General features: G+C 34.1%; 23 protein-coding genes, 2 pseudogenes and 1 riboswitch. Of the genes and pseudogenes, 9 read left to right on the forward strand and 16 right to left on the reverse strand.

What is annotated here, in order from left to right; all coding sequences use genetic code 11:
- Nucleotides 1-194: 194 nt before the first annotated feature.
- Both RV04_RS04545 and RV04_RS04550 read left to right on the forward strand, forming a co-directional pair.
- Entirely contained in the window at nt 195-1538 is a 1344-nt protein-coding gene (locus tag RV04_RS04545; protein WP_071857448.1) for an ATP-binding protein, read from the forward strand.
- On the forward strand, nt 1538-2230 hold the full coding sequence (locus RV04_RS04550; protein WP_071857286.1) for a response regulator transcription factor: 693 nt from the start codon (nt 1538-1540) through the stop codon (nt 2228-2230). Before RV04_RS04545 ends, RV04_RS04550 begins: the two co-directional genes overlap by 1 nt.
- A 50-nt stretch (nt 2231-2280) precedes the next feature.
- On the opposite strand, the gene RV04_RS04555 is transcribed toward RV04_RS04550, so the two are convergent.
- The gene (locus RV04_RS04555; protein ID WP_071857287.1) at nt 2281-2844 is read right to left on the reverse strand and encodes a TetR/AcrR family transcriptional regulator; all 564 of its coding nucleotides are present in this window, start codon (nt 2842-2844) and stop codon (nt 2281-2283) included.
- Nucleotides 2845-2969: 125 nt separating this feature from the next.
- Here RV04_RS04555 and RV04_RS04560 point away from each other — a divergent pair, with 125 nt between their 5' ends.
- The 3 genes from RV04_RS04560 to RV04_RS04570 all read left to right on the forward strand — a co-directional run bounded on the left by RV04_RS04560 (nt 2970) and on the right by RV04_RS04570 (nt 4783).
- Complete coding sequence (locus RV04_RS04560; RefSeq protein ID WP_071857288.1) at nt 2970-3872, forward strand: NADP-dependent oxidoreductase; 903 nt, start codon at nt 2970-2972, stop codon at nt 3870-3872.
- Nucleotides 3873-4052: 180 nt separating this feature from the next.
- Nucleotides 4053-4358 carry a hypothetical protein gene (locus RV04_RS04565; protein WP_071857289.1) on the forward strand — a complete coding sequence of 102 codons (306 nt, stop codon included), beginning with the start codon at nt 4053-4055 and terminating at the stop codon, nt 4356-4358.
- Nucleotides 4359-4444: 86 nt separating this feature from the next.
- On the forward strand, nt 4445-4783 hold the full coding sequence (locus RV04_RS04570) for a RidA family protein (RefSeq protein WP_071857290.1): 339 nt from the start codon (nt 4445-4447) through the stop codon (nt 4781-4783).
- 45 nt (nt 4784-4828) lie between these two features.
- Here the strand turns inward: RV04_RS04570 and RV04_RS04575 are convergent.
- Nucleotides 4829-5236: pseudogene (locus tag RV04_RS04575) on the reverse strand (NUDIX hydrolase).
- A 266-nt stretch (nt 5237-5502) separates the two neighbouring features.
- Here RV04_RS04575 and RV04_RS04580 point away from each other — a divergent pair.
- The 4 genes from RV04_RS04580 to RV04_RS04590 all read left to right on the forward strand — a co-directional run bounded on the left by RV04_RS04580 (nt 5503) and on the right by RV04_RS04590 (nt 8379).
- On the forward strand, nt 5503-6021 hold the full coding sequence (locus tag RV04_RS04580) for a VOC family protein (RefSeq protein ID WP_071857291.1): 519 nt from the start codon (nt 5503-5505) through the stop codon (nt 6019-6021).
- A gap of 548 nt (nt 6022-6569) precedes the next feature.
- Complete coding sequence (locus RV04_RS13475; protein WP_245791041.1) at nt 6570-7172, forward strand: MFS transporter; 603 nt, start codon at nt 6570-6572, stop codon at nt 7170-7172.
- Between the two features lie 21 nt (nt 7173-7193).
- Nucleotides 7194-7748, forward strand: a complete 555-nt coding sequence (locus RV04_RS13480) for an MFS transporter (RefSeq protein WP_245791042.1) — start codon at nt 7194-7196, stop codon at nt 7746-7748.
- Nucleotides 7738-8379 (forward strand): FadR/GntR family transcriptional regulator, encoded by a 642-nt coding sequence (locus RV04_RS04590; RefSeq protein ID WP_071857292.1) that lies wholly within the window; start codon nt 7738-7740, stop codon nt 8377-8379. The genes RV04_RS13480 and RV04_RS04590 overlap by 11 nt, the downstream gene beginning before the upstream one ends.
- Before the next feature lie 124 nt (nt 8380-8503).
- Here RV04_RS04590 and RV04_RS04595 read toward each other — a convergent pair whose 3' ends face one another.
- From RV04_RS04595 to RV04_RS04660, 14 genes and pseudogenes are all read right to left on the reverse strand, one after another.
- Nucleotides 8504-9835, reverse strand: a complete 1332-nt coding sequence (locus RV04_RS04595) for an EF2685/EF0750 family sortase-dependent surface protein (protein WP_071857293.1) — start codon at nt 9833-9835, stop codon at nt 8504-8506.
- 24 nt (nt 9836-9859) lie between these two features.
- A pseudogene (locus tag RV04_RS13670) lies at nt 9860-10036 on the reverse strand (Cna B-type domain-containing protein); the annotation flags it as partial.
- A gap of 9 nt (nt 10037-10045) precedes the next feature.
- A complete protein-coding gene (locus tag RV04_RS04605) occupies nt 10046-11095 on the reverse strand; it encodes a Cys-Gln thioester bond-forming surface protein (protein WP_071857294.1) in 1050 nt (349 codons plus the stop codon).
- Nucleotides 11096-11502: 407 nt separating this feature from the next.
- Nucleotides 11503-12069 carry an ECF transporter S component gene (locus tag RV04_RS04610; RefSeq protein WP_071857449.1) on the reverse strand — a complete coding sequence of 189 codons (567 nt, stop codon included), beginning with the start codon at nt 12067-12069 and terminating at the stop codon, nt 11503-11505.
- An 18-nt stretch (nt 12070-12087) separates the two neighbouring features.
- Complete coding sequence (locus tag RV04_RS04615) at nt 12088-13062, reverse strand: nucleoside hydrolase (protein ID WP_071857295.1); 975 nt, start codon at nt 13060-13062, stop codon at nt 12088-12090.
- Between the two features lie 24 nt (nt 13063-13086).
- Nucleotides 13087-13131, reverse strand: a riboswitch (PreQ1 riboswitch).
- A gap of 216 nt (nt 13132-13347) precedes the next feature.
- Nucleotides 13348-13746, reverse strand: coding sequence for a DUF3021 family protein (locus RV04_RS13675; RefSeq protein WP_071857296.1), 399 nt, complete (start codon nt 13744-13746; stop codon nt 13348-13350).
- A complete protein-coding gene (locus RV04_RS04625) occupies nt 13739-14191 on the reverse strand; it encodes a LytTR family DNA-binding domain-containing protein (protein WP_071857297.1) in 453 nt (150 codons plus the stop codon). Before RV04_RS04625 ends, RV04_RS13675 begins: the two co-directional genes overlap by 8 nt.
- Before the next feature lies 1 nt (nt 14192).
- On the reverse strand, nt 14193-15059 hold the full coding sequence (locus RV04_RS04630; protein WP_071857298.1) for an ABC transporter permease: 867 nt from the start codon (nt 15057-15059) through the stop codon (nt 14193-14195).
- Entirely contained in the window at nt 15043-15963 is a 921-nt protein-coding gene (locus tag RV04_RS04635) for an ABC transporter ATP-binding protein (protein ID WP_071857299.1), read from the reverse strand. The genes RV04_RS04630 and RV04_RS04635 overlap by 17 nt, the downstream gene beginning before the upstream one ends.
- A gap of 191 nt (nt 15964-16154) precedes the next feature.
- Nucleotides 16155-17012, reverse strand: coding sequence for an aldo/keto reductase (locus RV04_RS04640; RefSeq protein WP_071857300.1), 858 nt, complete (start codon nt 17010-17012; stop codon nt 16155-16157).
- Between the two features lie 43 nt (nt 17013-17055).
- Nucleotides 17056-18036, reverse strand: a complete 981-nt coding sequence (locus RV04_RS04645; RefSeq protein WP_071857301.1) for an aldo/keto reductase — start codon at nt 18034-18036, stop codon at nt 17056-17058.
- Nucleotides 18037-18113: 77 nt separating this feature from the next.
- The gene (locus RV04_RS04650) at nt 18114-18425 is read right to left on the reverse strand and encodes a carboxymuconolactone decarboxylase family protein (protein ID WP_071857302.1); all 312 of its coding nucleotides are present in this window, start codon (nt 18423-18425) and stop codon (nt 18114-18116) included.
- 1 nt (nt 18426) lies between these two features.
- Complete coding sequence (locus RV04_RS04655) at nt 18427-18849, reverse strand: cupin domain-containing protein (protein ID WP_071857303.1); 423 nt, start codon at nt 18847-18849, stop codon at nt 18427-18429.
- A gap of 21 nt (nt 18850-18870) precedes the next feature.
- Nucleotides 18871-19389, reverse strand: coding sequence for a flavodoxin (locus tag RV04_RS04660; RefSeq protein WP_071857304.1), 519 nt, complete (start codon nt 19387-19389; stop codon nt 18871-18873).
- Nucleotides 19390-19447 lie beyond the last annotated feature (58 nt).

The following is a 19447-nucleotide window of genomic DNA, read 5'->3' on the forward strand; positions in this document are numbered from 1 at the left end:
TTCCTGATTCCTTCCGATACACTAAATGAAATGTTACTAATAAAGGAGCCTATGTCATGACGATCAAGCGACGGTTTTTTATTTCCTATATAAGTGCCATTATTATTACACTGAGTGCTGTACTAGTGGTCCTTTCTTTGGCATTTTATATTACTTCAGGGACTGTCCCTAGTATTCCACAAGCTTATAAAATGATGACGAAACAACGACCGTTGACTCAAACAGAAGAAGATAGTTATATCGCACTAGATCGATTAGTCAATCGCTCTCCTGAACTACTTGCCCTTCCCATGAGTGACGAATTATCAGAAACAATTCATTCAATTGAAGATAAAGGCTTAGAAGTGGTTATTCGAAAAAATGCTTCCTTTCCTTATTATTCAAAGGATCTAGTGGAAAAATCTTTGATCGTTCATAGTCCTGACTATGAAATGAATAATTTTATGCCAACAGGGACTTTAGATAATGCGGGACGACTGTATCACTATGTTAAATCTGATTTTCAATATTTAGATGGAAGTAAAGGAAGTTTCATTATTCTAAAAAGAGAAAGCAACCTCTTCGAATTCATCACGCGATGGATCATTTGGGTAGTTATTTTGATTATCGTGATAGCCTTTTTTGCTGCTTGGTATATCAATAAAAGATTAACTAAAACAACTATCGAACCATTAGAAGCTTTAGAAAAAGCATCAAAAAAAATTAGTGATCCTGCGTTAACTACCAATCCTTTTACTACAAAAAATCAACAAAAGCTGTCCTCTGAAGTAAAACAATTACAAATCAGTTTTGAGCAAATGTGGCAAGACTTACAAGCAGCTAAACAGGAAAAAGACATCGATGAAGATAGTCGAAAAGAATTGATAGCCAATATTTCTCATGATTTAAAAACCCCTGTTACTTCTATTTTGGGGTACGTTGAGGGACTTATAGATGGGGTAGCGAATACTGACGAAAAAAAGGAGCATTATTTAAAAGTGATTTATGAAAAAAGTATTGCTCTGAATGAGTTGATCGAAGAGCTGTTTTTTTATTCAAAACTCGATTTGGATCACTCGATTTATGAAATGAAACCCATAGATTTTAGTTCATTTATTCAACCAATTTTAGAAGAATATCGTTGGGAAAAAGACATCGATGTAATAATAGACGTTCCAGATAAAAATTTAGTTGTTACTATGGATGAGATTCAAATAAAACGTGTAATCACTAATTTAATTCAAAATAGTATAAAATTTTCTCATGCTGAAAAAGAGCGATTGATCATTTTAATCTCTGTCACTTATTCCTCTAATGATCTAATTCTCACGATTACTGATAACGGAATTGGAGTTGCTAAAGAAGAACTGCCTCACCTTTTTGATCGATTCTATCGAACGGACAAGTCTCGTACGCCAACTATTAAAGGCAGTGGTTTAGGATTAAGTATTGCTAAACAAATCATTGAGCATCATAAAGGAAACATTTCCATCGCTAGCGATCAAGGTAAAGGCACGGTCGTAACAATCCGAATGCCCTTAACGAAGGAGGCCAACTAATGACAGCAACTATTTTAATTATCGAAGATGATCCGAGTATTGCAGAACTTCAAAAGGATTATTTAGAAATCAATAATATGGACGTTACTATTGAGTGCGATGGGAAAATTGGTTTAAAAATAGCTTTAGAACAAGACTTTGATTTGATTATTTTAGATATTATGCTCCCTAGCATGAACGGATTTGAGATTTGTAAAGCGATCCGAGAAGAAAAACAAACACCTTTGATTATTGTTTCAGCAAAGACAGAAGACATTGATAAAATTCGCGGACTTGGTTTAGGAGCAGATGATTATATTATCAAACCTTTTAGTCCTAACGAGCTCGTTGCGCGAGTAAAGGCTCATATGAATCGTTATCTATTGTTACGTGGAAATAATTATCAACCAAAAATGATTAAGCTAGCTAATATTTCAATCAATATCGATGCTCATAAGGTTTATGTTTTAGAAGAAGAAATCATTTTTACTAATAAAGAATTTCAATTACTCTTATTTTTGATGGAACATCCGAATCGAGTATGGAGTAAAGAGGAATTATTTGAACGGATTTGGGATTTTGATGTCTTAGATACAGAAGTAGCCACGGTCACTGTCCACATTAAACGAATTCGAGAAAAGTTGAGAAAAACTAACTTAACTGAATTACCGATTGAAACCTTGTGGGGTAGCGGATATCGCTTTAACACATAAAAAGCATCGAGATTACTTTCAAAAGTAATTTCGATGCTTTTCATATTACGTCAACTATTTTCTGCTTCAATAATCAATTGCTGATACTTTTCCCAAACCATTTCCATACTGCTTGAAAAATCAATTTCTTCATTTTTTAACCATTGTTGAAAAGCTAATTCAAAAATTTGAAAGGCAACCCCTACTGCCAATTCGATCTCTATAATTTCAAATTTAGTTTTTAAAATAACAACTTGATTACATATACATTCCTTCATTTCTTGCATTTTTAATAGCTCTCGTTCTATTAAATCGGGATGTTCTTCGATAATTTTAGACCGCATCATAGTACGATTTCTATTTTGATCAAAGACTTTGACCTTCTTCAAAGAGTGCATCAATAAATTGATTATGGAAGAACTTTCTTCATAATTTTCATCAATGTAAGTCGATACTTCTTGATACAACGGATTATCTCGTTCAAATAAAACATCTGCCTTGTCTTTAAACTGTCTAAAAAATGTTCTTTCCGTAACACCAGCAAGCGCAGCGATTTCTTTGATCGTTGTTTGGTCGTAACCCTGACTCATAAATAACGACATTGCCGCCGTTTGAAGTTTCTCTTTACTTTTCATAGCCGTTCCCTTCCTAAAAATGTCATACTACGACATTTTTTGTTGACATATAACCTTCCCTGTTCTAAAATACTCTCAATGTCAGTTTATGACATTTTATCAAAACTTAAAAGGAGAATCAAGATATGAAAACTTTACAATATAATGACTTTGGCGGACTTGAAGTTTTAAACTTAATCGAACTTGCTGAACCGACCGTAACAGCAGAAACAATTAAAGTAAACGTAACAACTATTGGTCTTAATCCTATGGATTGGCTCATTATGTCGAATAAAGAGCTTGCAACAAACTTTGGTGTTCAATTACCGCAAATTTTTGGATATGATTTTTCAGGTATCGTTACCGCAGTCGGTCCTAAAGACTCAATGTTTAAAGTTGGTGATCGTGTTTTTGGTTCCACTATGACAGGAAGTGCCGCAGAATATATTTTAGTCCAACCAAATCAACTTTACTTAACACCCGATGCGGTTTCAGATGAGGTAGCTGCGACAATAGCAATTGCTGGCGGTACAGCCATTGATGCTGTAAATAAAGCAGCGATTACAAAAGATGATACTGTTCTGATTGGAGGAGCCGCCGGTGGTGTTGGAATTTTTGCAATCCAATTAGCAAAAATAAAAGGCGCAAAAGTCATAGGTACTGCTTCAAATGCCACGAGTAATTTTCTTTCTTCTTTAGGAGCAGAACAAGTTACTTATGGTCCTGGTTTGGCTAAACGTTTAGCTGATAAAAATATTACTGCTACAATCGATTTGTATAGTCATGAAGCGTTAGATGCAGCCATTGAATTAGGTGTATCACCCCATAAATTATCGACTATCATTGGTTTTCCAGAGCCTCCAAAAGGCGTATCTTATGCCACCGGTTCAAATGCCACACCAATAGATATGGAATTGGTTATCCATGCGGTTGCTTCTGGAAAAATCCAGGTTCCAATTGAAAATAATTTTCCAATAGAAAACTTTAAAGAAGCGATTGCGGCTTCTATGGCTCGACACACACATGGAAAATTAGTTCTTTCATTTTAATAACAATCTATTCCAATTGAATACCTTCTTAATTACATAAGAAAGCATGCGATGAAATAAGAATCGCTCCATGTTTTGTCTGTCGTCAATTATTGGATAGAATAACTGCTCTTATATCTCAAACACCATTTACAAAACGTTTTCATTATTCTAAAATTGTTTATATAAGGGAGGGAAACTATGAAAAAATTATGTTTTGTATTAACAGTCAGTTCTGGTATCAATTATGGTTCAATTTCATCAGTACCACTGATCAAAAACAACGAAGACTTAAAAAAATACTTTTCAGATGACTACATTGTTTCGACAAATTATATCAGAGACAAGGATAAAGTAGATTATTTAGTCGTTCCTGATCCGTTTGTTCCTTTCGAAAATGAAAATGATCTTCCAATTATTAAAGTACCCGCGAGACTTTTTATGACTAAAGATTTTGATGAAATAAATAATTGTATTGATGAGTACTTTGATAAAAACCCAACCTAAAACATACAAGCGCTTGTTCGCTTGTATGTTTTTAACTGCTAGTATTTTAGCGTTTTATGCTCTGATCCTCTAAAAGGAGAAATTTTATGACTATTTATTCTAACAGTATTATCACAGATTCACCTTTGTTAATTATTTCTGGTCAAACACCACAAAAAGATGACTATATCCCGGAGGATATCACCGAACAAATTGAACTTGTTGTAGAAAAAATCAATGCTATCATTTTAGAGAATCACACACTTTCTAAAAATATTGTTAAAATGAATGTCTACTTAACAAATGCTGATTTTTTAGGTCCACTTAGTAATGTATTAAGTAATTTTTATGGGGATAATAAACCAGCAATGACATTGGTGATCGTAGCCGGCTTGATCCATCCTAAATTCAAAGTAGAAATCGATAGTATCGTAGCAATCAAATAGCAGTTTAGGCACATATCAATGTGCCTTTTTCTATAGAACAGAATATTACATACAATCAAAAATTTCTTTCAGGTAGTCGACAAAATTCTCTTCATTATTTAATTCAAAGATAAAGTTGTATTCCGTATGCTCTTCGGGATCTAACTGAATAGATCTAAAATCAATTAGTTTACCTAGATAAACTAAACGTGTAAAAATAATCTCTTTCTTTTTGTCATAATGACTATCTTCATGAATGATTTTAGTAAGTTCAACTTACTGACCAATTTCTTCAAAAACTTCTCGTATTGCAGCACTTTGGGGCATTTCTCCGTCCTCTACAGTCCCACCTGGAATATCCCAATAACCAGGATAAACATTTTCTTCTCCCCCTTTAATTTCAGTTCTTTTAATCACCAAATAGCCTTTTTCTGTGAATAGTAATACATGGGCAATCAATTTATTTTGAACCAATTCAATCTCTCCTTTCACCTTTAAGTAACACGAATCATTTTAACTTTATTCAGGTCTTAGTCTTCTTTACGATCAATCTCCCGTTAGAAATAGGAATTTTTTTACCTTTAAATTCTAATATAAAAGATGTAAAAATTGATAGGCTGATTTTTCTTCTATTTAAAGTATCTTAAAACAACAATCAAACCAATTATTTTGCTATTTTTTTACGATCATTTATAGTAAATATATATTAACTATCTTAATAGTACTCGGAGGCATCTACTATGAAAAATAATATCCATGGTATTGATCATATTGGGTTAACTGTTCCTAATTTAGAAGAAGCAACTGATTTTTTTATTAATGCCTTAAATGCGGAAATTATCTATGATACCTATCAAAAAACGGAACCGATAAGAGATTCTGATTTTACCAAAAAACGATTGGGAATTCCCGAGGATATGGCCGAAAGAGCTATCAGAATGATTGGCTTGCCAAATGGACCGCAAATCGAACTATTTGAATTTTCAGGTCCAGATCAACACGGACCCATCAATCCATCAGATTTTGGTTGGCAGCATGTCGCCTTTGTTGTTGATGACATCGACCAAGCAGTCGAACAGGTTGAAAAATTTGGTGGAAAAAGAAATGCTGATCCCATCGATCTTGGAGGAGTAGAAGCCGGTGAAGGAAATAAATTTTGTTATTGCAAAACTCCTTGGGGGGCAACGATAGAATTGATCTCTTATCCTACTCCTCAACCCTATTTAGCTAATTCTAAACGAAGAAAATGGTCTGTTTAATCTTAATTTTTATATAAAAAAACGTATCTCGGTAAAGAGATACGTTTTTAATTTAAATCTATAAAAATAGACGTATCTTTAAAAAAGATATTCTTATTTATATACACCTAACATGAAAAATAGTTGATCATTGTCTTCTATATTTAGAATCCCTCACACCTTCTTCATACACATCACTATTGATAATAAAGGTTCCATATTTGTTTTAAAACAATTGGCAATAATTTTTTTGACTTGATAATTCACAGCTTTAGAAATAATCGTCTTATTCTCGGCAATCAATTTACTTACAATACTCCAGTGAGTTTGATTGGAACACGATCCTCATGAATAAGCTAGTGTAAATCGTCAAAAAAAATTTTCTTATATTTAAGTCCTCTATTAATCATCTACCCTCTTTTATTTATTCAAATCGCTCCTTTTTGATACTTTAAATAGGATTTGGGTGTGAACAAGTGAAAAAAATTATTAATTGAATTATACATGCAAAAGTGATACGATGATTTATAAGTCATCATATCACTTTTTGCATATAGAAAGAGGCTCTCATGAAAAAAAACTTCAACTATATTTTACTGATCTTTATGGTTTCTTTTAATCTAAGATTAGGAATTTCTAGTGTTTCACCACTCATCACGGTAATAAAAAAAGACTTGGCGCTCACTAATTTCCAAGCTAGCTTACTTACCAGTATCCCAGTAATTTGTATGGGTATTTTTGCATTTTGCGTTATTTTTTTTGAACAAAAATTTGGTAAAAAAAGTAGTATTTTTTTACTATTATTATTATTAGGTATCAGCACTTTATCACGTGGACTGTTCACTAATTATTTCTATTTACTATTCACAGCCTTTATTATCGGTTTTTGTGTGGCCATTATCGGCCCTCTTTTATCAGGATTCATCAAACAAGAATTCCCTGAAAATTCAGGCCTGTTGATTGGCGTTTATTCGCTAGCAATGGGTTTAGGATCCACTTTTGCTTCGGGCTTCGCTTTATTTTTAGCAGATTACTTTGATGGTGGCTGGAATAAGTCTTTAGCCATTTGGGGAAGCTTATCCCTGATTTCAGCAATCTTTTGGAAAAATAAAATTTCTGATGATACACCTTCATCGATTATGCCAGTTAATCAAAAAATTCGTTTACCTTGAAGAAATACTACTGCGTGGAAAATGGCCCTGTTTTTCGGCATCCAATCCGGAATATTTTATAGTCTTATCACTTGGTTTGTTGAATTCTTCAAGTTTAAAGAACTTTCAAATCAAGAAAGTGTTCTCTTACTAACAACTTTTACTGCTATGCAAATGGCTTTTAGTTTCATCATTCCAACTATCATGGACAAATTTGACAATGATAAAATCTGGATCTATATCTGTTCTCTTTCAATGCTCATAGGAATGCTTTTATTGAGTAGATATAATAGCTTAGGGATATTTCTATTTGCCGTTTTACTATTAGCTTTTAGTGCTGGTGGATTATTTCCCATCGCTCTTTTATTGCCTTTAAAATTTGTACACTCGCCGGTAGAAGCTAGTATTTGGACGAGTATGGTCCAAGCATTTGGCTATATGATTGGCGGTGTCATCCCTATCCTCATTGGGGTGATCATTGATTCTACAAATAATTTAAATTATCTCATCTACTCGATTATTACAGGCATTCTGTTTATACTTGTATTAACTATATTATTACCTAGTAGAAAGGTGACCAATAAAAATGGCGGCTAACAGAAGTCTAGTCAATAAGACAATTTCCGAAATGATGATTTATATCGATAAAAATAAATTGACTGTCGGTGACAAATTACCTAATGAAACTGAATTATCAAAAACACTAAATGTCGGACGCTCGACTTTACGAGAAGCAGTAAAAATTTTATCTTTCTCAAATGTACTTGATGTGCGACACGGGTCAGGAACATATATCAAAAATACTACTGCTTCAACGTTCTCAAATACTCAATTATTAGATGCGAGAGAAATGTTAGAGGTTAAAGCTGTTGATCTTATCATCAAAAATGGTTATCAAACAGAAGATATGTTGCAATTAAAGGAGATTCTATATGAGCGAAATACTTTATTAGCAGATGGCAAATTTTCTGCTTATGTGACTGCTGATCTACAGTTTCACTATAAAATGATTGAAATGTCACATAATCCTTTTTTAATACGATGGTATCAAGAAATACAAACAGATTTAAGTGCTTATTTAAGTACCCAGATCCTGCATCTAGAATCTTATTCCGATAATACCTTAATTCATAATGAGCTTTATCACGCCCTGTTAAACTTAGATCGTAGTACAGCAATAAAAAACATTAAACTAAACAATATTAATGATCTAGCTGTAGATGCTTGATCATTAAAAGAAAGAGCTACAAATAATTCTGGTTACTATAAAGGTACTTGCTAAAAATTTATTTATAGATTGCTCTTTATTTTTCCACTAAAAAAGAGATCCTCTCAGATCTCTTTTTTAGTGCTTATTTTTTTCTTTTTATCCATAGATAGACTGCTACTAATAGAATCAAAATACTTCCTATAATTATTAACCAGTTATTATTTTTTTCACCAGTAGAAGGAAGATTTTTTGTACCTTCAACCGTCTTTGATCCTGAAACTGGAGAATTCGTCGAGCTCTCCTTCGTATTAAGTGACGGTGTCGAGTTATTGTCGTCTTTTTTGGGCGTTTGTTCTGGAGTATGTGTATTCGTAAGGATTATATTGCCTTTATTATCATTATTGATCGAGACTTCATAGCCTTCAACTTTCCCTACCTCTTTTACAGTATATTCAATCATTTTTCCAGCTTCTTTTTCTTTTAAATCTTCTTTTGTCACGGTCCAATTGTTTTTCTCATTCAGCTCAACCACTTTGCCAACTTTTTTACCATTCGCATAGAATTGAACACTAATGCTATCTGGACGAATACCGTCTTGATTATTGTTATCATCCCAAGCTTTAGTTACTGTAATACTCGTTTTTCCAGGGGTATATTCATTAGTAATCGTTGTTCCATCAATATGCGTCGAATAATCGGGAACCGTATTTTCTGTGACAGTATACTGAATCAATTTACCTGCCTTATATTTTGGTAAATTGTTAAAACTATAGGTCCAATTGTCTTGTGCAGTTACTTCTTGCGAGTCTACTTTGAATCCATCGGCTAATAAATTTATAGTTATTTTTTCTGGGCGTTTACCTTCTCGATCTTGATGATCGTTCCACATTTTTTTACCTGCTATTTTTGTCACTTCAGGTATATGAGTATTTGTAATCACAATATCAGTTTTATTTTCTTGTTTGAGGCCTGATTCATATCCGGGTACATCACTAACTTCTTTAACTGAATATTCGATCGTCTTTCCATCTTCTTTTTCGGGTAAATTTTCCCAAGTATGAGTCCACCCATTTTCTTCAGTTAATGTAACAGGTCGACCTATTTTTTTGTCATGTGCATATAATTGGACATCGATACTTTCGGGGCGAATACCATCTTGATTATTAGTATCACGCCACTCTTTTTTGACATTTATGTCGATAACTTTAGGAACGTAAGTATTTGTGATAGTGGTTCCTTCGATAGCTGATTGATATTCAGGAACAGTATTTTCTGAGACTGTATAATCGATTATTTTTCCAGTGTTGTATTTTGGTAAATTGTCAAAACTGTATGCCCAATCATCTTGCGCAGTTACTTCTTTTGCATCGATCTGAACACCGTCGGCTAATAAATTAACGATAATTGAGTTAGGTCGTTTACCATCTTGATTATTTCCATCCTTCCAAACTTTTTTTCCTTTAATTAGGGTCATCTCTGGTTTATACGTATTTACTATATTAAAATCATCTATGGTTGCCGAGTATTCAGGAACGTCATTTTCAGTTACCGTATAATTAATTTCTTTATCTTCATTATATTTTGGTAAATCATTAAACTGATAGCTCCAATTATTTTCTTGCGTTACTTCTTTTGAATCAACTTTTACTCCATCGGCTAGTAAATTAACAATAATCGAGTTAGGTCACTTACCATCTTGGTTATTTCCATCCTCCCATGTCTTGTTACCTGTAATATCAATTTTTTCGTTCTTTACGATTGTTAAAGCATCAGTACCATTCAAAACGGTTGACAGTGTTTGTTTATGGAATACTCCTAAGCGTTGATCGACTGTTTCGCCTTTGGAAGTATCAAAATATGTGGCTAGATTATTATCCGCTGTAATATTAGCATCAATGGATAGCATTAATTCAGCTTTTCGCGGCAATGAGTCATAATATTCTTGTGATAAATGAATATCTACTTCACTTTCTTCCTGATTTAGAGCAATTTTTACACCCTCTTTATCAGTAATATCTTCTTTCTTATTATCAGAAACTACAAACAAGTGAGGTTTATTAAATTGAACATCTACATCCATCTCACTTGAATCGAACGTACTTGCTGATTCGATAGTCATTTTTGTTTTTGAGCGATATCCACTATCGATTTCTTTTTGTGTATTATTATCTAACTTAGTTTCCAAATTAAGGGATAAACTTTTAAGATAATCAGTCGTTTTAATATCATTCAAATGCTCTTTAGCTTCTTTAGCTAACTGATCAATTTCCGGGTTTAATTTGAAAACCTCTGCATTATCAGTAACATACGAATTCTCAGGATTTGTATTGTTCCAGATGGCTATTTGAGTTGCAGCATAATCATTATTAAAAGATTTTGATTGTTTGTCCGGACTGGGTGCTGTTGGGTACTTCTCATTAAAATTTTTTAATAACCAAGAAACCGCCATGTTGTCCACTTCTCCAGAATCAACATAAATATTTCCAGCGCCTGTGGGTACTTCACAATTTAAACAAAACAAAGCGGTATCAGGTTGATCTTTAATGAAGAAACGATGAACAGTTAAAAATCCTTCTGGATATGTATAATCAGTGTTATCTCCGATTGTTAAGTACGGTCCACCTGTTTGTAATTCAAATTGATTCGTTTTTTTATCTGCATTGATCGTAAGTGGGCTAAACATTAGAATACCCAAGAATAGCACAATACTAACCAGTGATAATTTTCTTTTCATATAAACACTCCTTTTTTATTTCAGTAATACAACATCATTCTATTATTTTTTTAAAATTACATTTATTTAATTTAAAAAAAACAGCAATAAACAAACCAGATTTTCCACTTTACTATTCATCTTCCTTTTTTATTCAAAACCGCATTGTTTTCTGCTATACAATCAGTATAATATTTATTCGAAATATTTTAATTTGACTTTTGTCTTATTAAACGACAATATAAAATTACAAATTTATAACGAAAAAATATAACGTTTATTATCTTATGGAATTAGGAATATTTAAACTGGATGCCTACTAAAAATTTTTATAATCGATCCTATTAATTATCAAAAAGGCTGAATCTAAAATAAAAAAACGCTTCAGTTACTAGATTGAAAACTAGTAACTGAAGCGTTTTTTATTCTTATAGCCTACTAAAAAATAAAGTACGTTTAGGTAATATTGCTATAACTGCCACTACGACCAAGACAGATAGTAATCGGTCCAAATAATCGGTACCCATTTGAACCAAAACAACACTCACTGTTTGAGTCATACCTAGACCACTCAGTATTTGAACAATCATGCTCGACCCTGACGAGGTGATCCCGCCAAATAAAGACACCGTGATGAACGATGAAACTAAAGTGCCCGGAAATGAAAGTAAAAATGCTAAGCCAGGAATCTTCCATGAACCTTTTTTGATTAACTTTCCTTTTAATAAAAATCCTGCAAGTAACCCTGTAACAATTTGGACTGGTGAATAATACAACGAGAAAACATCTGTTGTAATGCCACTCAATAACCCACTTAAAAGTCCTGTAACAAGTCCCACGACAGGCCCGCCGATTGCTCCCGCAAAAATGGTCCCAATACTATCAAGATAAATCGGCAATCGTAAAAGCAAAGCGATTGAACCACCTAAAAAATTGATCCCGATACATAGGGCCGTCATTGTTACTATTCTGATATTTATACTTGAATCATTCATCGTGCGTTTCATCTATCATCATCCCATCTGAAGTTTTTCTAAATCTGATTCGATCGTTTCTTTTTGTGCATTTAAAAGAACGGTCAAAAACTTCGTGAAGAACTGACGAGAATCGACAGCTGTTAAAATTTTACTATTGGGTGCCTTTTGCCAAAACTGGTGGTGATCAACTAATGTTTGACCCAAACTGATTCCTTGGGTCTCTACAACTGTATAACTTTCAAAACCTTGACAGAGAGAATCATCGATAAAATAGGCAATAGCTAATGGATCATTGATGACACAGCCCAAAATACGTTCTTGTTTCCAATGAAAATCAAAATAAAAACGGGTAATAGCTGCCAAAAAATGCCCCATTTCAGGATTCATTTGCCAACAATATTCAAGAATCGTTGGCGTAAAGACGATTTCTCTCGTAACATCGAGTCCTACCATTTCGATTATCTTACCAAGCTTTTCAAATACTAGCGCTGCCGCATCTGGATCACACCAATAGTTATACTCACCAACGGGTGAACAGTTTCCATGGCTTTTATATGTTCCACCCATAGATACAAAACGATCGATATTTTTTCCTAGCGACTCATTCAGCAACAAGGCTTGCGCAATATTCGTCAGCGGACCTAGCGCAATGACAGAAATTTCTGTTGGTTTATTGAACGTTTGAGCTAAATATTTTGCAGCAGGCAGCTGTTCAATCTTTTTATCACTTTGGATCAAAATATCCGTTTCGCCCAAACCATCCATACCATGAGTATCTTGAGCACTGACAAAATCACGCTTCAATGGCTGCTTAGCCCCTTGAAAGATCGGGATATCCAGTCGATCGGTTCGCTCTAAACATTTGATCACGTTTTGTGAGCCTAGTTCGACCGGCACATTGCCACAAACAGTGGTGATTGCTACTACTTCAATCTCTGGTGATTGAATCGCTAACAACAGCGCCAGCATATCATCAATACCCGGATCACAATCAATAATTACTTTTCGCATTATTTCCAACCTCCAATCTATGAGAGATACTTAGTTTTTTTACCTGGGAAGTTTACGAACCAGTCCAAGACTATGTCTTGATTTAAATGCACGTTGTTAGTATACCATTTTGAAAGATGCTGTGACGATTAAATTAAGACCCGCTTTTAAGCCTAAAAAAAACAGTTCAATCATCAATGATTGAACTGTTTCCTTTTTAAATTCACTTAAAAAACGCGCATAAATCGAGAATCGTTGTCAAAAAAATACCGTCGATCTCTCTTTACTAGCAAGTTTTTAGCTATTCTACCTTCTTAAATTCTGATTGATTACCTCAACAACTAATTTTCGTCTGATAATGATGAATAACCAAACCAGTAAATATATAATGAGAAAGCCCGGAAAGAAACTCAGCCACTTAGACAGCTTAAAATCAGCTATTAAATAAGATTGAACCAATGAACTAGTAACAAAAGAAAGCAGCAAATGAATAGGAAACAAGACATAATACGTCAACGATTCAACCTCAAAAATCAATGTATACCATCCAATCAGACAGCTCATCAATGAGAAAGCTGCAAATTCTCTCCAGGTGATAACTGCTGGAGCGTGTTCGATGAGCTTGCTTATGATTAAACAGACCGAACCAACCCCTATTGCTTTTGTCCCACGTCTAAATAATTCACCCATTATACTCTTAATCATATAAAACTTCCTTTAATTTTTTCCAATATTTTCGACTAACTATGATGGTATCACCGGTTGCTAATACTGCCTTCATATTGCCAGAAAAGCTACTTTCAATATGAACAATGGATTCGATATTCAATAAAGTATTTCTAGATACTTGAATCAATTGGTTAGAATCCAATAGATCGATTAGTTGAGCTAAACTCTTCCTAACACTAAATTGGTTATTTAATAGATGAAAGGTACTATAATCACCTAATACTTCAATATATACAATCGTTTTTACTTTGAATTTTTCTGTTCTCCCTTTTGTATCGATCAATATCTTTACTGGATTATAAGAAAATTCTTCTAAGTATTTTTTTAGGTAGTTTACTTTGTCATCATAATGGAGTGATTGAATCATTACCTTAATTTCATCTTCATTCAATTCTTCATTTTTAATAAACTGTATATCCAATTCATTGATTCCTTCCTGACAATGTACTTTCTATTAATCGTTTACTGAATAAGAATACCACAATTAAACAAACAATAGAAAATACCACTAATACAGCTAGATCTAATTTCCAACTACTAATCAGTCCATTCCAGTTATAGCCGTAACCTAAGTAATTTTTTAAATAGTTCTTTTCAGCGGAAGGTAATGAAGCTAATCCACCTTCCATAAAGACTTTTCTAAATGATGACGTAGCATATGACAGTGGGAAGAGCTTAATGACTGTATGTGCCGGACCTGAAAGGGATCCGATTGGTACATAAGCACTGGTGATAAAACCGGATAATGCTCCTAAAATACTACTAAATGTTCTGAGTGTTGCTTCTGATTTAATAAAGGAACACAGCAGCAAACTCATCGCAGTTGCAGCAAATGAACTTAATAACATTAAAACTACTGTTTTTACTAACCAATGACTGGTTAAAAACAGTGTTTCTTTCATTGAGAAGTAGCTCAAACTAATGATTGCTACTAAAATTTGCATGACAAAAGCTACTCCAAAAGCACTAAAAAAGTAACCTAAAATCAAATCAAAAGCTTTGGTTCCCGTAATTTTGAAATCCATAAACTTATTGGTTGTTTTGTCTCGAATTAATTGTCCTAATGTAGAAAAAGCAGTTGTCATAGCCGTAACCGTCAAAAGAGCACCGGTTAACCACATATCCATGATCACTGGACCATTGGGTATGTGGTTAAATTGCTGGATCATATTATTTCTGATAAAAAGAATATATAAAAAAAATACAATCAAGGAACCCATCAATGAAAAAAGTATATTTGTCGGGTTTTTAAAATATAAAATAAAATTTCGTTTAGCGATTGCCTTCATTCTGCAGCTTCCTTCCTGTTAAAGCTAAAAATATTTCAGTCATATCGGTCGGTTGATAACTAAAATCAGTAATTTTTTCACCATATTGGCTTAATAGTTTGATTGCCTCATTCTTTCCCTTTACATAAACGGTTACTTTCTCTTCTTCTTGCTCAACTTTGTAATGTCTTTCTTTCAATGCGTCTATTAAAGAGTTTGGATTATCTGTTAAGAATAGACTTAATTTTTGCTGCCCATAGTTTTTTTTGAGTTGCTGCGCAGATCCACTTTCTATAATCGTTCCTTGTTCTAAAATATAAATATTATCCGCTTCTTCTGCCTCTTCCAAGTAATGGGTTGTTAGAAAGATAGCTAAATTATTTTGCTTTTTTAAGAGATTTAACATCAGCCAAATATCTTCTCGGGATTGTGCATCTAATCCAGTTGTGGGTTCATCTAGAAATAATATTTTAGGTGAACTGATCAATGCTCGAGTGATATCAACTTTTCTTCTCATTCCGCCAGATAAATCGCCATACCTCTTTTGGGCATAACTGATCACACCTGTTTTCGCCATTAACTTCTTCACTTCATCTTTGGAGATATCTTTATACAAAGCTGCGCGTATCAGCAAATTTTCTTGAACAGATAGTTCATTGTCCATAACGCTTCCTTGAAAAACAACACCCAGATTTTGATCAAATTTTTCACGAGCAACTTGATCTAAGACTTCTCCTTGATAGTAAATAGAACCCGAAGTCGGCTTTAGTATTCCCGTTAGCATTTTAATCGTGGTTGACTTACCTGCACCATTAGTCCCCAAGTACGCGGTAAGTTCTCCAGCCTTTATTTGCAAATTCAAGTTCTGTACAGCATTCGTTTTGCCGTACACTTTTGACAGATTCTTTGCTTCCATAACAAGCATATAAGTTCCTCTTTTCTATTTATGTATAGTGGTTATTCTAATGAGATTTATTTAAAATGATAGGTTTACTCGATAAGTGGTAGAAAATTCACGATAGGTGGCATATATGATTTTTTGATTGCACAAAAAAACTCACTTCTGATAGAAGTGAGTTGTTGATCCTAAGCAGTATTCATTTGTAAAAATAGTGGCTATTTCTTATTGTAAACCGGAAAATCGCTTGATTCACCATAATTAGCAATCGGCTTCACCTTAGTTAAAAACGCAATATCTTCTTTTGTTAATTGAAAATCTAGTTTCCCATTTGCTTTGATGTGATCTTTATTTGCTGATTTTGGCAAAGGTAATAGTCCTAATTCAATACAGTAACGGATAGCCAATTGTGGAACGCTAACGTCATATTTTTCAGCCATTTTCTTTAATTCAGGATTCTTCAACAGTTCGCCATGTCCAACGGGAGAATAGGCTTCTACTAAAATATCCTTTGCTTTACAGTAGTCGATCAATTCAAACGGCATATTAGAAATATGAGCCAAGACTTGATTGACTACAGGCTTTATCGTAGCATGAGCTAAAATATTTTCTACATCATGCTGATTAAAGTTTGAAAGTCCGATACTTTTAACTTTTCCAGCTTTTTGTGCATCTTCTAATGCTTTCCAAGCTTCAACATTCCCGGCATCATAATTCGCTTCTCTAAATTCAGCCCATGGTTGTGGTGCATGAATGATCATCAAATCAATATGATCTAGTCCTAGTTTTTCTAAAGATTCATCAATTGAACGAGCAGTTGTTTCATAAGTCTTGTGTTCCGCAGCTACTTTACTCGTTAGAAAAATCTCTGAACGTTCAATTCCAGAAGTCCGTATGGCTTCACCGACCCCACGCTCATTTTCATATGCTTGTGCGGTATCGATATGACGGTATCCGATTTCAAGTGCATCATTCACCGCTTGAACAACCGCTTTGTCATCGATCATCCAAGTCCCAAATCCTACTTTAGGAATGTGGATGCCATTATTTAATTCATAAGTTTCTTGTAAAATCATTTTGCTGTTCTCCTCTCAGTACGGCTAATTAATTATTTTTATACTATACATGTCCAATAATCGTATGTGGAAGGTATGGTTCTTCTAAGTAAGCGATATCGGTTGCAGCAAGTTTGAAATCTACTGCTTCAACTGCACCTTCGATATGGCTCATTTTTGTTGCTCCAATCACTGGAGCAGCAACGGGTTGTTTTTGTAAAAGCCAACTTAAAGCGATATTCACTCGGTTAGTTTCGTATTTATTCGCTAATTCCGCTACTCGATCAATGATGAGTTGATCCTTGTCAGCTGTCAAATCATATTTATTATTTTGCACATAGTCCGTTTGGCTACGTGTCGTCGTTTCGGTTTTATCTCTTATCAATCTTCCTGAAGCCAATGGACTATAAGGAGTTAAGGCAATTTTTTCGGAAAGACAATACGGAAGCATTTCTCGTTCTTCTTCACGATAAATAAGATTTAAATGATTTTGCATAGAAACAAACTTTGTCCAACCATTTTTTTCAGCAATCGTATTGGCTTGTTGGAATTGATAGGCAAACATCGATGAAGTACCAATATAGCGGGCTTTACCAGCTTTCACTACATCATGAAGTGCTTCCATCGTTTCCTCAATGGGAGTCTGGTAATCCCAGCGATGGATAATGTATAAATCAACGTAGTCTGTCTGGAGTCTTGCTAAACTTTGATCTATTTGAGCCATAATTGCTTTTCGCGACAATCCCTGACCATTGGGACCCTCAAACATTTTTTGCTGAACCTTGGTTGCTAATACAATTTCATCTCTTTTGGCGTAATCCTTTAAAGCTTTGCCTATTATCTCTTCACTTCGACCGAGCGAATACACGTTAGCAGTATCAAAAAAATTAATACCTAATTCAAGTGCTTTCTTTATCAATGGACGGCTATCATCTTCTTCCAAGACCCATTTATGAATCCAGTTTTTAGGATCACCAAAGCCCATCGTGCCTAAACAAATTCTCGATATATCCAATCCCGTATTTCCTAATTTCGTATACTCCATAATCGTCTCCTCTCGTTACTAAAATCTTTTGTTTTCAATCTTAACTGCTGTAATTTTAGGATCAAAACTAAAAAAATTTATTCAAACAACTCTTTAGCCAATGAAAAAGCACTCCATGCTTTGGGCCAACCAACATAAAAGGCTAGTTGAGTGATCAATTCCACTACTTCTTCTTTTGTAACACCATTTTGTTTAGCAATTTTTAAATGTGCCTCCAGTTGCGGCGCTCCCATTGCTAAGAGCGCAGAACAAGTGATCATACTACGATCATGAGCAGATAATTTTTCTTCTCGCGCCCAAACCTCACCGAACAAAACATCATCATTTAAAGCTGCGAATTGTGGCGCAAATTCTCCTAATTGTTCTCTTCCAGCCGTTTGTTTTTTCATTTTAATCCGCTCCTTTTTCCAATTTATCGTACACTTCATCACTGACTGGTTCTAACCATTCTGGTGTTCCTGCTGTAATTGCAAGATGTTCAAACCAACTGTCTTTTGCTGCACCATGCCAATGTTTTACACCATCGTGAGTCACGATTACATCACCGGCTTGGAGAAACTGAGCTTTTTTACCTTCTTCTTGGTACCAACCTTCACCACCAGTGACTAATAATAATTGATAACCATCATGATGGATATGCCAATTATTGCGGCAGCCAGGTTCAAATGTTACATTTCCTACTCCTACGTTAATCTCTGGATCGGCGATCAATGTTTTCAAATAGCTTTGGCCAATAAAATATTGGGCATAAGCCTCATTTTTTTCACCACTTGGAAAAATGATACCATTTTTTACTTCTTCATATTTTGTCATGTATTTTCATCCTTTCATAAATCACTGATTCCTATATTCTAGTAACCAATTGCTGATTGCTAAATCAGCTTTCTTGACCCGAGAACCATAGACCGGTAAACCTGTATGGATGCTTGCTCCTGAGCAATCCCTTTTTAGGTCCTCAATACTCGACCCCATTGCACTGCCTTCATGAGTACAAAATGGATAAATTACTTTATTCTCCCAGTCGTTATCTTGTATAAAGCTTTTGACAATCTCAGGGTAACTTCCCCACCAATTGGGAAAGCCTAAAAAAATTGTTTCAACTTTTTTTAAATCAAGGAACAACTGTTGATACTTAACTTTTTGAGCAGTTTCTTTTTCTAACTTTGATTGTTTGAGTAAGTGATTATATTCCTTAGGATAAACACGTTGGGGAATTAATTCGAACAGCGGAACATTTAGTTGTTCATTGATTTTGTGTGCCAAAAATTTTGTATTACCAACTAAAATTGTTTGCTTTTTCCCGTTTATAAAATTCTCCCCAGATTTTGAGAAAAAAATAATAACTGTTTCCATGATCCCTCCTTAAAAAAGAGCCTTACAATGAATAAATCCATTGTAAGACTCTCCGTAC

Origin of the sequence: Enterococcus hermanniensis (assembly GCF_001885945.1) — a bacterium.
Taxonomy (GTDB): Bacteria; Bacillota; Bacilli; order Lactobacillales; family Enterococcaceae; genus Enterococcus_A; species Enterococcus_A hermanniensis.

Bases quoted from the DNA above. Each gene is read 5' to 3' on its own strand.
- RV04_RS04570 (WP_071857290.1), top strand. From the start codon at position 4,445: ATGACTATTTATTCTAACAGTATTATCACAGATTCACCTTTGTTAATT.
- RV04_RS04545 (WP_071857448.1), top strand. From the start codon at position 195: ATGACGAAACAACGACCGTTGACTCAAACAGAAGAAGATAGTTATATC.
- RV04_RS04560 (WP_071857288.1), top strand. From the start codon at position 2,970: ATGAAAACTTTACAATATAATGACTTTGGCGGACTTGAAGTTTTAAAC.
- RV04_RS04630 (WP_071857298.1), bottom strand. From the start codon at position 15,059: ATGAAGGCAATCGCTAAACGAAATTTTATTTTATATTTTAAAAACCCG.
- RV04_RS13475 (WP_245791041.1), top strand. From the start codon at position 6,570: ATGAAAAAAAACTTCAACTATATTTTACTGATCTTTATGGTTTCTTTT.
- RV04_RS04635 (WP_071857299.1), bottom strand. From the start codon at position 15,963: ATGCTTGTTATGGAAGCAAAGAATCTGTCAAAAGTGTACGGCAAAACG.
- RV04_RS04615 (WP_071857295.1), bottom strand. From the start codon at position 13,062: ATGCGAAAAGTAATTATTGATTGTGATCCGGGTATTGATGATATGCTG.
- RV04_RS04610 (WP_071857449.1), bottom strand. From the start codon at position 12,069: ATGAATGATTCAAGTATAAATATCAGAATAGTAACAATGACGGCCCTA.
- RV04_RS04660 (WP_071857304.1), bottom strand. From the start codon at position 19,389: ATGGAAACAGTTATTATTTTTTTCTCAAAATCTGGGGAGAATTTTATA.
- RV04_RS04640 (WP_071857300.1), bottom strand. From the start codon at position 17,012: ATGATTTTACAAGAAACTTATGAATTAAATAATGGCATCCACATTCCT.
- RV04_RS13480 (WP_245791042.1), top strand. From the start codon at position 7,194: ATGGCCCTGTTTTTCGGCATCCAATCCGGAATATTTTATAGTCTTATC.
- RV04_RS04595 (WP_071857293.1), bottom strand. From the start codon at position 9,835: ATGACCCTAATTAAAGGAAAAAAAGTTTGGAAGGATGGAAATAATCAA.
- RV04_RS04565 (WP_071857289.1), top strand. From the start codon at position 4,053: ATGAAAAAATTATGTTTTGTATTAACAGTCAGTTCTGGTATCAATTAT.
- RV04_RS13675 (WP_071857296.1), bottom strand. From the start codon at position 13,746: ATGATTAAGAGTATAATGGGTGAATTATTTAGACGTGGGACAAAAGCA.
- RV04_RS04555 (WP_071857287.1), bottom strand. From the start codon at position 2,844: ATGAAAAGTAAAGAGAAACTTCAAACGGCGGCAATGTCGTTATTTATG.
- RV04_RS04650 (WP_071857302.1), bottom strand. From the start codon at position 18,425: ATGAAAAAACAAACGGCTGGAAGAGAACAATTAGGAGAATTTGCGCCA.
- RV04_RS04550 (WP_071857286.1), top strand. From the start codon at position 1,538: ATGACAGCAACTATTTTAATTATCGAAGATGATCCGAGTATTGCAGAA.
- RV04_RS04590 (WP_071857292.1), top strand. From the start codon at position 7,738: ATGGCGGCTAACAGAAGTCTAGTCAATAAGACAATTTCCGAAATGATG.
- RV04_RS04655 (WP_071857303.1), bottom strand. From the start codon at position 18,849: ATGACAAAATATGAAGAAGTAAAAAATGGTATCATTTTTCCAAGTGGT.
- RV04_RS04605 (WP_071857294.1), bottom strand. From the start codon at position 11,095: ATGAAAAGAAAATTATCACTGGTTAGTATTGTGCTATTCTTGGGTATT.
- RV04_RS04645 (WP_071857301.1), bottom strand. From the start codon at position 18,036: ATGGAGTATACGAAATTAGGAAATACGGGATTGGATATATCGAGAATT.
- RV04_RS04580 (WP_071857291.1), top strand. From the start codon at position 5,503: ATGAAAAATAATATCCATGGTATTGATCATATTGGGTTAACTGTTCCT.